Here is a 13,289-nt window from a genome sequence, read left to right on the forward strand (position 1 = left end):
TATATGAGCTTACCTAAAATAGGAAACCTAGCACCTGCTTTCACACTAGTTGATCAGGATGGAAAGAAAGTTTCACTAAAAGACTTCAAAGGAAAGAGTAATGTTGTTCTATACTTCTATCCAAAGGCCATGACTCCTGGATGTACAGTTCAGGCATGTGGAATTAGAGATACAAAGAATGATTTTAAAAAACTCGATACAGTTGTATTTGGAGTGAGCCCAGATGCACCAGAAAGGCTTCAAAGATTCATTGAAAAGCAAAAGTTAAATTTTACACTACTGTCAGATGAGGATCACTCAGTCACCGAGAAATATGGTTGCTGGGGACCAAAGAAGTTTATGGGAAAAGAGTATATCGGTGTTCACCGTATGACTTTTATCATTGGTAAAGATGGAAAGTTAAAGCACATTATTGAAAAAGTTAAAACAAAAACTCACCACGATGATGTCATCGCATGGATTAAAGAAAATAAATTATAGGATAGCAGATGAAATTAATTTTATTATTACTTATTTCGACAATTACTTTTGGAAAGTCGATCGAGTTAATATCGTATAACGTTGAAAACCTTTTTGATACTGTTCATGATGAGGGAAAAGAAGATTGGACATTTCTTCCAAAGGATACAAAAGGGAAGAAAGAAGCTTGTAAGAAGATTGGTTCTCACTATCGTCGTCAAGAATGTTTTGAGATCGACTGGACTGAAGAAAAGCTAAATATAAAACTTTCTCAGATCAAAGACGTACTTCTTAAAGAAAGAAAAGTTCTCCCAAATATTCTTGGTCTTGTTGAGATTGAAAATGAGAATGTTATTTCTAAACTTTCCAAAGTTATTGGTTATGAAAAATTTGTAGTTTCAAATAGTCCTGATAAACGTGGGATTGACCTGGCCTTACTTTACAAAGAGGATGCCGATCTTAAGTTTGTAAAAAAACTAGAGCATGAAATTAAGGGTGAATACTTTGTTAAAAGACCAACGAGAAATATTCTTGAAGTTCAATTTCGTCTTGCAAATAAATATGATCTTTTCGTATTCGTTAATCACTGGCCGAGTCTTGGTAATCCAGATATCGCTCGTGAGCTAGCTGCTACTACCTTGAAGGCGAGATTTATTGAAATAGAAAAAACAAATAAAGATGCTCTTATTCTCGCAATGGGAGATTTTAATACGATTCCTAAGTTAAAGAAGAAAGGAAATAAGCACCCTTTTACAGATGTTCTTCTGGTTGAATCTGGTATTAAAGATCTTGGAGAGGAATTTTATAACGTAAAGAAAAATGACAAGTCATTTGTTGATACAAATCCTAAAGGGTCTTATTTCTATGCTAGGGAAGGTGAGTGGAATCATCTTGATAGAATTTTCTTCAACAAGAATTTAGGTAATGGTACTTTGCCAGATCTTGATATATCTTCTTACCATATCTATGCCCCAGAGTTTATTAATAAATATGATAATGATATTGAAGATGAAAACTCGATGAGAAGACATCCAAAGAAAAAAGCTGATGGTGTGCCTAATCGCTATGATCATAAAGCAAGAGAAAAGAGTAAGGCCGGGTACTCTGACCATTACCCAGTCATTTTTAAAATTAATTATTAATAGGAGGGGAGACAGCGTTCTCCCTTTTATTTTATGAATTTACTTATCATCGGTGTCGGACATCTTGCTAAAATACTGATTGCAGAAATTAGAAATGATAATCAATCAAAAATTAAAACTATCACTGGAACAAGTCGTGACTTAACTAGAATTTCTAATCTTGGTCTTGATGAAGTTGTTGAGTTTTCCAAAATTGATGAACTTCTTAAAAAGAAAACTTTCGATCATATCGTGTTTACTTTACCGCCGATTCCCGATTACCAGGCATTGATAGAAAGAATCCATGTCGAATGTCATTCTAAGTCAAAGTGGACGTTTGTAAGCTCAACTGGAGTTTATCACCAGGGAAGAAACTCTGCGGCATTAATTTCAAATGAGAATTTTCTAAGATCACTTTCACGTGAAGTTTATATAGTAAGACCAGGTGGACTTATTGATGAAAAAAGAAACCCTGTCTTCGTTCTGTCTCGGAAAGATGAAGTCGATGGATTTAATCAACCAGTAAATGTTGTTCACACTTTAGATGTTGCAAGATTTATAAAGTTTTTAATTGAAAATGATATAAAAGTGGATGATTACGATCTCGTTAGTGATGACAGTATGACAAAGTCTGAATTCTACGGACCTTTTTTTGGGCATTATAATTTGAAGATCCCAAAGATGAATGACTCAGAAAATAAGACTACTCATCTTTCAAATATCAAATCAAAAGATACTGGTTTTAAATATATCGCACCAGCAATCTTTGAGTATATTGCAAAGCGTGACTAAGTTAGTAGGAAATTTCTTCTTCTGAAAGAACTTCGATCTTCATATTCTTAGAGAGAAAATCTAAAAGTCTCAGTGTTTCATCTTTTGTTGAAATGTCGCAGCAAATTTTGATATCTCGAGTCTGATCACCTCTTTCAAATGGCAGAGTAGAGTAGAAACAAAGCCCCTCATTGGCCTCAAGCTTAAAATATAAAAATGCGGAGTCAGCTTTAGAGACTCTAATGACTGAGTGGTATGCTTTGTTATTGGCTTCCATTATATGATCCAGATTCAAATTTTGGTAGTTTCTCTGAAATTTCATTGACTTAATTACAGTGTAAACTACAATAGTATTATAAGACTGAAGAATCTTAGGTCATGGAGGACGAAAAGTGAATTTTTTCAGGAAGAAAATTTCATTTTTAACTTTGATTGCTATTTCTGCTTCCCTTAGTTCATGTTCATGGATGAGTACAAGGAAGGCCCTTTTCGACGAAGAGGTTGAAAATACGAATCCAAAAGTTGAAAATTCAAATCAATCAACAAATTCAGTACCAAAAGCACAATACGATCAATTGCTTTCAAAATATGAAAGTCTTCTTGATAAAATAAAAACTGCTGAGAACCAAGCTGCTGACCAAATCGAAAACTCACCTTCGGCTAAAGAAGGGGAGATGATGGAGAAGTTAAGTAAAATTACTCCACAAGCAGATCTTGCAGAGACTGTTGATGTGTTTGGAAAGAATGGTATTTCATCGCAAATTCCGGCCGATATTATGGAAGCTGCGGCGACCACAGCAGCTCCTTCAGGTAAGAAGCTTTCTGATTCTGAAATTCAAACACAGTTACAATCGCTACAAAAAGCTAATAAGTTTGTGATGGAAAATAAAATGGACTCAGCTCTTATTCTTTTAAAAGATCTTGAAGAGTCGAGTAACCCACAAATTAGAGTGCGTGCAAAATTCTACTTAGCAGAGATGTTATTCAGACAAAATGAATATGATCTATCAATGCAAATCTATGAAGAGATTATTCGTGGATATGCTTTTTCAGGACTGGTAATTAAGAGTCTAGGAAGATTAATTGTCTGTACTGAGAAATTAAAGATGGATAAGAAGAAAGAGCGTTATTACTCAATTCTTCATGATTTTTTTGAAGCTACTTAGGAATTAAATGAGACCAACTAAAGAAATTTGCAAATTACTTATTTTGTCGATGCTGCTTACAAATGTGAGTGGAGCAGACGATCTTAGTGATCTCGAACTTCTTGAAGATTCAGATGTTAATTTATTATTAAACGACGGAAAAGTTGGTCAGGATCTTGATCTTTCAAGACTCGAAGAGATTGATGATCTTGAGGCCCTAAAAAATGATGTTGGCGACTCTATTCCAGACGTTCAACTATCAAAAGAAAATCAAGATAAGCTTGATGCTATTAAAGATGAAAACTTTATCGAAGCTCCAAAAGTTGTCGAAAAAGTAGAGCCTTCTTTAGAAGGGCCAAAAGATAATGTCGCTGGAAACTCTGAGACAGGTGAAGTTAAGTCTACCTCGAAGCCTGAAATTTTTGACGTAGGGAAAGAAGAAAAAAGACTTCTTGAACTGGCTACATTTGTGGAAAAGAAAATTCCAAGTGATGAGTGGAACGAAATTGCAACAGCATCTAAAGTAGAAAGATATGTTGTACAAGAAGGTGACTGGCTTTGGAAGATTTCTCAAAGACTTTTTGGATCAGGGTTTTACTATTCTAAAATTTGGTCGATGAACCCGCAGATCACAAACCCTCATGAAATTGAACCTGGACAGGTCCTTGTTTTCGACACTGGAAGTAGTTCTGATTTCCCAAAAATTCAAGTTGGAGACTACACAGAGACTCCTGAGAACCCAACAGAAGCCCCTAAAGTAGCACAGAATAACTTTTCAAATTATGGCGATAATATTCAGCCAGATTGGCTAAGAGAGAGAAAGAGACTTCAGGATCAAGGGGCCTTCTTTCAATATATTACAGATGCAACTTACGACGATGTTCTTGAACTTAAAGCAATTGAGCTCAATGAAGACTATAAGAAGTATGACCCGCCTTTATCTGAAATTACCATCGTTGAGCCTACTGATGCTTACGATGAGCACGGTGTTGATAAAACATCGAAACTTTCATTTGATGTTAAAGAAGGCTTCTATCTTAACACATTCTTAACGACTAACTTTGTTCAAGACCTTGGTGTTATTGAAAATAAACAAGATGAATCAATCTATATCAAGAACAGAGATACAGTTTATGTGAAATTTGATAAATCCGTGAAACCAAGACCAGGTGATCTATTCTCAGTTTATTATCCAGAAGGAAAAGTTTCGCATCCAATCTCTGACCGTGAAGGTCTTAAGTACACAGTTGTTGCCCAAATTAAGACTATTCGCCAAATTGAAGATAAGTGGGAAGTTCTTGTGACAGACCTAACAGGTCTTGTTGAAAGAAACGCCAGAATTACAGTCTATACTCCGAAAATTGAAAAGGTTTTCAAGTCTTATAATAAGAGAAGTATCGAAGCTGCCATTATTGGAAGTTATAAAGAGACTACATCTGGTATAGCTCAAGGTGATGTAGTTTATATCGACCGTGGTCGCGTTGATGGTGTTGAACTTGGAAACGTTTTTGAAACTTATTCATTCCGCGATGAAGGAACAGGGAAGAAGATTTCGAATACACCGACTTATGTAACAGGAGAGCTAGTTGTTATTACGCTTAGTGATAACTTTGCGACTGCCCTAGTCATGTCGAGTAATACAGACTTTAAGGTTGGTACAGTTGCATTAACTAAAACTGAAGAGAAGGCTTTACGCCAAGCACAGTTGAAAAATAATTTGAAAAACAAGGATGCTCTTGCTAAGGAGAAACTTGGTCTTGAAGAACTTGATGTTGAGCTAAACCTTGATGACTTGAGTCAAGACTTATTGAATAGAATAGATGATGTTCAAATTAGTGAAGACGAACTTGAAGAATTAGAGAGACAAGAGAGAGAGAAATCAATTATTAAAGATCATGAGAGGGACTTAAAAGAACTTGAAAGATTAGAAAAAGAATTGATTGATGCGGAAGGCAAGCTTCTTGAGAAGAAGATTGATGAAGATGCATATCTTGAAAAACAAGATCTCGACTCTATTGAGAATAATGCAAAGCCAAAAGATCCAAATGCTTTCGAATCAATGAATGAGATTGAATCAGAGATTGGTAAGAAGTATATGGATGAGGATATTAATTCAAAAGAGAATCCGTACGGATTAACCGAATTTGATCTTGAAGAAATAGATGAGTTGTTGAATACTGACTCTAATTAAACTATTCTAGTCGTCAATTACAGAATTTAAATTTTTCGCATCTTAAACTTACTTTAGGATGCGAGCTGAGGAGTTAAATCACCATGAGTGATGAAGTAACGGTACAAACTGAAACTGTAGAGAAAAAAACAGCAAAGAAAAAAGTAACTAAGAAAGCTGCCAAAAAGACTGCCAAAAAAACTACAAAGAAAGCGGCAAAAAAGACAGCTAAAAAAACGACTAAGAAAGTTACTAAAAAAGATGCTGAACCAAAACTTAAAGATGATGGTATTGTGATCAAGGGTAATTATAAACTTGTTATCGTTGAGTCTCCGTCAAAAGCAAAAACGATCAAAAAATACCTTGGTAAGGGCTATCAAGTGGTTGCGAGTAATGGTCATATTAAAGACCTACCAAAGTCAAAGCTTGGTGTAGATATTAAAGAAGATTTTGAAATAGATCTTGTTCCTATCACAGGAAAGAAAGCCAAGATTGAAAGAATCCAAGAGCTAGCCGCTGGTGCCGATGAAATCTTTCTGGCTCCCGACCCTGACCGTGAAGGAGAGGCCATTGCTTTTCACTTAGCGGAAGAGATTGGTAAGAAAAAGAAAATTCATCGTGTAGTTTTCAACGCCGTTACTAAAACAGCCGTTGTTAAAGCTATCGAAAATCCAACAAAGTTAAATGTTGAGATGTATGATGCTCAAAAAACAAGACGCGTCCTTGACCGACTAGTGGGATATAAAATATCTCCAATTCTTTGGGATAAAGTACAAAGAGGGATATCTGCTGGCCGAGTGCAATCCGTAGCTCTTAGAATTATTGTTGAAAGAGAAGATGAGATTAAAGCATTTACTCCAGAGCAGTGGTTCTCAATTCATGGTGAGATGGAGAAGTCTTCGATTCCGTTTGAGATCAAGTACTATGGCTCTGATCCCAATAAGAAAAATGATCTAACGGATGAAGCTGAAACTTTAAAAATTGTTTCTGATGTTAAAGGTAAAGACTTTAAAGTCGTTGATGTAAAGAAAAAAGAAAGAAAGCAAAACCCAACACCACCATTTACAACTTCTAAGCTACAACAGGAAGCCGCTAATAAATTAGGTTTCACGGCCAAGAAGACAATGATGGTTGCACAGAAGCTTTATGAAGGGATTGCAACAACAGACTTTGGTACAGTGGGTTTAATTACCTATATGAGAACTGACTCTGTTAGAACAGAGCCAGAGGCAATGCAAAATTTGAGAAATTACGTTGCTGAAAAATACGGGAAAGAATATCTTTCAGAAACAGAGATTGTCTATAACAAAAAAGGTGGAGGAAAGGTACAAGATGCCCACGAGGCCATTAGACCAACTTCGCTTGAGTATACGCCACAAGCACTAAGAGGAGATCTTTCTGCTGATGAGCAGAAATTATATGAGCTTATTTGGAATAAATTCATTTCTTCTCAAATGAGCCAAGCTATTATTGATCAGACTTCTGTTGTTTATGAATGTGAAGGTCATATCTTCAAAGCAAATGGTTCCATTATTAAGTTTCCTGGTTTTAGAACAGTTTTCTTAGAAGCTGCAGCAGAGCGTGCTTCAAAGAAAGGTGGAAATGATGATGAGGATGAAGAAATTAAGCCATCTGGAGAGTTGCCGGTAATTGAAGTCGGCGAGACGATGAAGGCAAAGAAAGACCCTGAGCATCTTGAGCACTGGACTTCGCCACCTCCAAGGTATAACGAAGCTTCACTAGTTAAAACTCTTGAAGAGAAGGGGATTGGGCGTCCATCGACTTATGCATCAATTATTTCAAATATCCAAGATAGAGGATATGTAGAGAAAGTTGAAAATAGATTTATGTCCACGGAGCTTGGGACGGTAGTATGTAAGATGCTTATTGGAAGCTTCCCAGATGTCATGGATGTTCAATTTACTGCTAACGTTGAGAAACTCCTCGATAAGATCGAAGAAGGTGACGTTAAATATAAGAAAGTTCTCAAAGATTTCTGGCAAGGTTTTGAACAAACTTTAGAAAAAGCTAAAGAAGAAATGAAAAACCTTAAGAAGCAAGAAATCCCAACTGGTATCCACTGTAAGAAGTGCGAAGACGGTGAATACCATATTAAATGGGGACGTAACGGACAATTCCTTGCGTGTTCTAACTATCCAGACTGTACTTCAACTCATGACTTTAAAAAGCATCTTGATGGAACAATTGAGATTCTACCAAAGAATTGGTTTAGAGATCCATGTCCAACATGTAATGGAAAGCTAGAAGTAAAGAAAGGAAAGTATGGGCGCTTTGTTCGCTGTGAAGATTATCCAAAATGTGACACGACTCTTCCATATACAATTGATGTAAATTGTCCAAAGTGTAAGGTTGGAAAATTTGCTGAAAAGCAAAGTCGTTATGGGAAAATCTTTTATGGTTGTACAAGCTACCCAGACTGTGAAAATGCAATGTGGACAGAACCTAAGAAATTCGATTGTCCTTCTTGTGGTTATGGTGTGATGGGTGTTAAAGAAACAAAGAGAGATGGAAAGCATCTTGAATGTCCACAGTGTAAACACAAGGTTGATTGGGAACTAACACCATATTATAAGAAAGAAGAAGAGTAAAAATTATGAAAGTAACATCATGGAGAGATGCTTGGCACGAAGGGCCGGGACCAAAAACTCGTAGCGAATTCATTATTCTTTATATGAAAGGATTCTTAATGGGGATCGCTGACCTTATTCCAGGAGTCTCTGGCGGGACCATTGCTTTCATCACTGGAATCTATTCTCTCTTCTTAGACTCGATTGCTAGCATCAATAAGGAGTTCTTTACACATCTATTAAAATTAGATTTTAAAAGTGCTCTTTCCGTAATTCATTTAAGATTTATTATTCCAGTCCTTTTTGGAATATTATCCGCAATGTTGACTCTTGCCAGATTAATGCACTATCTAATGAATGAACACCCAATTCCAACTTGGGCGACATTCTTTGGACTTATTTGTGCATCAATTTTCATTATTTGGAAGCAACTTGATAAAGCCTTTTCTCCAAAAATGATGTTCGCTATTATTGTGGGAACAGTTTTTGCGTATATAATGGTTAGCCTCATTCCTGTTGAGACACCTGAGAACTTCTGGTTTATTTACCTTTGTGGAATTATCGGAATTACTGCGATGATTCTTCCGGGGCTATCTGGCTCATTTCTTCTTTTGATCCTAGGAAAATATGAGTATATCACTGGGATGCTTAAGAATCCTTTTGCTGATGGAGCGCTTGCTGTTATTCTTGTTTTTTCAATGGGAACGGTGACTGGACTTCTTGGGTTCTCAAAGATCTTAAACTTCTTTATGAGGGAGTACCGTCAAGTGACAATGGCATTCTTGACGGGAGTCTTAATAGGCTCGATGAAAAAAGTATGGCCTTGGAAGGAAGTTCTAGAGTCTGTTGAGATCAGAGGGAAGGTAAAGGTTCTTAGAGAAATCAACATTGTTCCAGCATCTATGGATATGGAAAATGTCATTGCTTTTACTTTATTGGTTATTGGGTTTCTAGTCGTTATTGGTTTAGAGAAAAAAGCTAATAAAGTCATTGAATAATGATGAATCAGATTTTAAAATTTTATAAATGCAGCCTTAGTTCAGTTGGATAGAACGTCAGACTTCGGATCTGAATGTCGGGGGTTCGAGTCCTCCAGGCTGCGCCATATATTCTTCTTTCCATGCTTATTACATTTTATTGTGATCGCGTTCAATTTAAGGGTTAATAAATCTTGATTTTGAGTTTGGTTTCTTTTTAGTTACTATCCTACGTGATGCCTAAGTCAATCTTAATGTTCTATATTTATGGACTCATCTTTAACTTAGTATTAATTATCTTGATGATTAGTATAAAGAATAAGAAGAATAGAAAAGTTTATCTGCTCAATATGAAGAAGATAGGACTTATGCACGACTTCAAATGGTATGAGAGGTCAGGGTTCTTTTATCCAATCGTTTCTCTTTATTATTTAGTAAACTTTCTATCTTCATGGGCTTCTGTACCATTTAATATCCTTATTGTGTTTGCAAACGTATACCACTCAAGTATCAGTGAGATTAGGGGAGAGTTAGATTACTTGAAAGAATATCTCTTCGTAGATAAATCATTAGGAGAGTTAGAAGTTTTTATCATTCATCACCTGACTGAAAAAAATATAATTCCATCAATTGTTGGGGAGGAGGAAGCAGTGAGAATTTTAGAGAGTCTTGCCAGAGACTATAAGCTAACTGCCGATGAAGAACAAATTCAAACAACTCTAAGAGTAATCCTAAGTCGTGCGGTTACTTCTTAGTTCGATAGATGTAATAAAGAATTGCTGGTAACAAAATTACATCAGAAATGAGCGCTAGAATCAGTATCATTGCACAGTAAATTCCAAACTTCTGATTTGGAACAAAATCTCCGAAAGCAAAAAGGCCAAAGCCAAAGAAGAGTAATACTGTTGTTAGTATTAAGGCCTTCCCGGTTTGAATCAAAGTTTCTTTTAGTGCTTGATCAGTTGAATGACCTTTGAGGATTTTAATCTTATAATTTGCGATAAAATGGATCGTGTCATCAACAGCAATTCCGAGGCAGACTGCAAAAACAATAACATTTCCAATATTAATTTCATCACCGTTTAGGTACATAATCCCACTTGCTACCATTAAAGGAAAAACATTAGGAATAAGAGATAAAATCGCTAGTTTTAAATCTTTAAAAGTTAGAAACATAATGAGAAAGATTAGTGGAAGAGTGAGTCCCATTGAGTAAAAAAACGTATTAACAACAAGATCATTTACTCTATTGTAGATTGGTGATTGACCACCTTCGTAAACATTTAGTCCAATTTCTTTCGCCTTTGCTAGAATGATTTCTGATTTTTCAATCGCGGTCATAGTGTCGTTCACATGCCAAAGGACGAGGACTCTAAATTTTCTGTTATCAATTGAAATCTGATTTTTTAAATCCATGCCACTTGGAAGTCCAAGTGTGTAGAGGAATAGTTGATCTGCAACTTCACGACGAGTCTCTGGGATTTTATAAAAATTAGGATCATCACCGTGAAGAGTTTGATTCATCTTTTTTAAAATAGTTTCAATAGAAGTAACTCTTTTAACCTCTGGAAGTTGCTCAATCCAATTAATCATTAATTCTGATTTTTTTAGAAACTCAACATCCTTAATCCCTTCTGGAATCCCACTGTCGAAAACGAGTTCAATTGCACGAGAGGCACCAAATTCACGTTCAACTAGATTAAATGTCTTTTTGATTGGAGTAGACTCAGAGAAATACTCAACAGGATCAGCATTGATTATATTCTTACTACCAAGATAGGCCATAAATAGAGCCAAAAGTGGAAATGTTATGACAATAAGTAGTCGATACTTATGCGAGAAATTACCAATATGTTCAATAAAGTGCAGGTCTTCTTTTGCCTTTCTTTGAGGAAAGTTAATATACTTTAAAAATGCACCAAGAAGAAAATAAGTGAAAAACCATGCGAAAATACATCCAATTCCTGATAGCATTCCAAGATCATGGATTGGTCTAATATCAGCTGTAAGAAGACTGAGAAAGCCGATCGATGTCGTAATTGTTGTTAAAATGGTTGGAATAAAGTTCTTTGACAACGCCCTTGTTGCTGCATCTTCATTTGTTAATCCCTCATAGGTCGTTCCATGACGATAGCTAATTAGAATATGAACTGAGTCGGCAAGGCCAATCGCAATTAAGACTGCTGGAACTGCCGCAAGGATATTGTTAAATTCAATCCCAAGAAAACCTTCAACCCCAAATGTCGAAGCGATAGTAAGTAGAATAATCACAAAAGGGGAGATAACACCAAATAGATTTCTAAAGAATGCGAAGAGAATAATTACTAGGGCAATAAACACGAGTGGAAATACTACAACCATATCGCGATCGGAGGCTCTTTTCAGCGATTCATTAATAAAGGTTATTCCACTTAACTGAATGTGAATTTCATCATGATTATATTTTTTAATAAGTGACTCTACTTGGGTGACAATTTCTTCGTATGGAGGTGTTCCATTTGTTACTTGGAGGAATGACCTAATATAGGCAAGTTTTCCTGAGGGGGAAATTAAATTGTTAACGAGGTGTTTGTCACCTAAGGCTTGGTTTTTCTTTTTGTTAAGAAATTCTTCCGTGAGTATATCGTCCTCTGCGATAAAAGGAGTAATTGAGATATCATCATCTATACTTTCAATCCAATTATAATTTGTAAGAGATTCAACTCTCACGATATCTTTTACCTTCCACATCTCTTCGGAAATTTCCTGAATAGTAGAAATTGTATGGGGATTAAAAATACCTCGATCATTATAGATAATCACATCCATGGTGTCAGAGCTACCAAAAGTCTTCTCATGAAGATTGAGATCATTGATACGATGGTCGTTCTTGTTCAACCAAACTTTCACAGAGAAATTAGATTTAATTAAAAAAATTCCTGAAGTAAGAAGGATAAAAGCAATAAGGCTCAGAGAAATATAAAGTTTACTTTTCCTAACAATATTAGAAGAAAGTTTTTGTGCAACATTCTCAATTTTTTCCATATAAAGTCCTTTAAATTATCTTATCTTCTTCAATATATGCAGACAAATACAAAAAAAAGAAAATATAATAGTAGAATGTATCGTAAATGTTTAACTTCGTTATTTTTTTTCTTACTTGTTTTTAGTAACCGTGTAAGTGCTGAGGTCGTAGACGACTCTTTATTTGAAAAGGACACTGTTGAAACAACCCATGATTACTTGTCTCGTCAGGTTGTAAGTTTTGCTGAATATATTGATTCATTTTTTGGGCGATACACGAGAACCGATAAAAAGAATAGAACTAGGATAACAATACTCAATACAACATCATTACAAGAGGGGCAGTATCTAAAGTCTTCGACTGAATTAAAAGCACGTCTCAATCTTCCTCATCTTGAGGAACTTCTAAAATTTAAAGTAAAAAAAGAGGGACGTGTTGAAACAGGTGTACCTGGAGATAATCTTAAAGAACAAATTAATAATACTCCGGAAGAATCGCATTATTTTTTCATGGACTGGAAGCTTACAACTCAGGTTGGGGTGGACGTGGACTTATCACCAGATGTTTTTATTCGTAACGAACAAAAATTTGAAATTGGTGGTCGTCGAAATGTGACCCGTCTTATCAATAGTGTCTACTGGTTTGGGCGCTCTGGGTTGGGAGATACCCTTACTCTTGAAAATGATACGCAGATTAGCAAAAATTTATTATTCAGACTTTCTAATACTGGTACTTGGGCCTCGAAGTCAGGTGATATTAATTACTCTCATGGACCTGAGCTTTATTACACACTTAGCGATAATTCGAATATAAGTTATGATATTAAGGCTAATGCATTGAAATCTAATGAGAGCACGTGGATTATTGATAGCTATTCAAGCTCAATTGTCTATAATATGAGGCTAAAACCGAGTTGGATACTCATGACGACTGGCCCAAGGGTGGAGTATCCAAGGTCGCAGAACTTTAAATCACATTTCAGCTATTTTATTCAGTTTCAGGTATTTATAGGTTCTTTTTAACCTTTCTTTACTATACCTCAGTTTTATTTATG

11 protein-coding genes and 1 tRNA gene are annotated in these 13,289 nt (G+C 35.7%); 10 read left to right on the forward strand and 2 right to left on the reverse strand.

The genetic code is table 11. From position 1 onward, the window contains the following. Window positions 1–3 precede the first annotated feature (3 nt). The 3 genes from bcp to M900_RS16985 are packed head-to-tail and all read left to right on the forward strand — an operon-like array spanning window position 4 to window position 2,372. On the forward strand, window positions 4–480 hold the full coding sequence (gene bcp / locus M900_RS05360) for a thioredoxin-dependent thiol peroxidase (protein ID WP_021273835.1): 477 nt from the start codon (window positions 4–6) through the stop codon (window positions 478–480). Between the two features lie 8 nt (window positions 481–488). Beyond that, window positions 489–1,601: an endonuclease/exonuclease/phosphatase gene (locus M900_RS05365; RefSeq protein WP_021273777.1), complete on the forward strand. Its 1,113-nt coding sequence runs from the start codon at window positions 489–491 to the stop codon at window positions 1,599–1,601. Between the two features lie 33 nt (window positions 1,602–1,634). Continuing rightward, window positions 1,635–2,372: a hypothetical protein gene (locus tag M900_RS16985; RefSeq protein ID WP_021273842.1), complete on the forward strand. Its 738-nt coding sequence runs from the start codon at window positions 1,635–1,637 to the stop codon at window positions 2,370–2,372. Window position 2,373: 1 nt separating this feature from the next. On the opposite strand, the gene M900_RS05375 is transcribed toward M900_RS16985, so the two are convergent. Further along, window positions 2,374–2,628: a hypothetical protein gene (locus tag M900_RS05375; RefSeq protein WP_021273873.1), complete on the reverse strand. Its 255-nt coding sequence runs from the start codon at window positions 2,626–2,628 to the stop codon at window positions 2,374–2,376. A gap of 115 nt (window positions 2,629–2,743) precedes the next feature. Here M900_RS05375 and M900_RS05380 point away from each other — a divergent pair, with 115 nt between their 5' ends. The 6 genes from M900_RS05380 (at window position 2,744) to M900_RS05405 (ending at window position 9,986) form a co-directional block, all read left to right on the forward strand. Next, window positions 2,744–3,517 (forward strand): tol-pal system YbgF family protein, encoded by a 774-nt coding sequence (locus M900_RS05380; RefSeq protein WP_021273882.1) that lies wholly within the window; start codon window positions 2,744–2,746, stop codon window positions 3,515–3,517. Between the two features lie 7 nt (window positions 3,518–3,524). Next, window positions 3,525–5,687, forward strand: coding sequence for a LysM peptidoglycan-binding domain-containing protein (locus tag M900_RS05385; protein ID WP_021273874.1), 2,163 nt, complete (start codon window positions 3,525–3,527; stop codon window positions 5,685–5,687). Window positions 5,688–5,770: 83 nt separating this feature from the next. Beyond that, window positions 5,771–8,275, forward strand: a complete 2,505-nt coding sequence (gene topA / locus M900_RS05390) for a type I DNA topoisomerase (RefSeq protein ID WP_021273797.1) — start codon at window positions 5,771–5,773, stop codon at window positions 8,273–8,275. Between the two features lie 5 nt (window positions 8,276–8,280). After that, window positions 8,281–9,252 (forward strand): DUF368 domain-containing protein, encoded by a 972-nt coding sequence (locus tag M900_RS05395; protein WP_021273876.1) that lies wholly within the window; start codon window positions 8,281–8,283, stop codon window positions 9,250–9,252. Between the two features lie 30 nt (window positions 9,253–9,282). Further along, a tRNA-Arg gene (locus M900_RS05400) sits at window positions 9,283–9,359 on the forward strand. A 174-nt stretch (window positions 9,360–9,533) separates the two neighbouring features. Next, on the forward strand, window positions 9,534–9,986 hold the full coding sequence (locus M900_RS05405) for a hypothetical protein (RefSeq protein WP_157680556.1): 453 nt from the start codon (window positions 9,534–9,536) through the stop codon (window positions 9,984–9,986). Here the strand turns inward: M900_RS05405 and M900_RS05410 are convergent. After that, window positions 9,976–12,255 carry an RND family transporter gene (locus tag M900_RS05410; RefSeq protein ID WP_021273795.1) on the reverse strand — a complete coding sequence of 760 codons (2,280 nt, stop codon included), beginning with the start codon at window positions 12,253–12,255 and terminating at the stop codon, window positions 9,976–9,978. The two genes, M900_RS05405 and M900_RS05410, sit on opposite strands and share 11 nt — an antisense overlap. Window positions 12,256–12,330: 75 nt before the next feature. Between M900_RS05410 and M900_RS05415 the strand changes: the two genes are divergently transcribed. Continuing rightward, window positions 12,331–13,257, forward strand: coding sequence for a hypothetical protein (locus M900_RS05415; RefSeq protein WP_021273808.1), 927 nt, complete (start codon window positions 12,331–12,333; stop codon window positions 13,255–13,257). Window positions 13,258–13,289: the final 32 nt, after the last annotated feature.

The sequence above is a fragment of the Bacteriovorax sp. Seq25_V genome (assembly GCF_000447795.1).
Taxonomy (GTDB): Bacteria; Bdellovibrionota; Bacteriovoracia; order Bacteriovoracales; family Bacteriovoracaceae; genus Halobacteriovorax_A.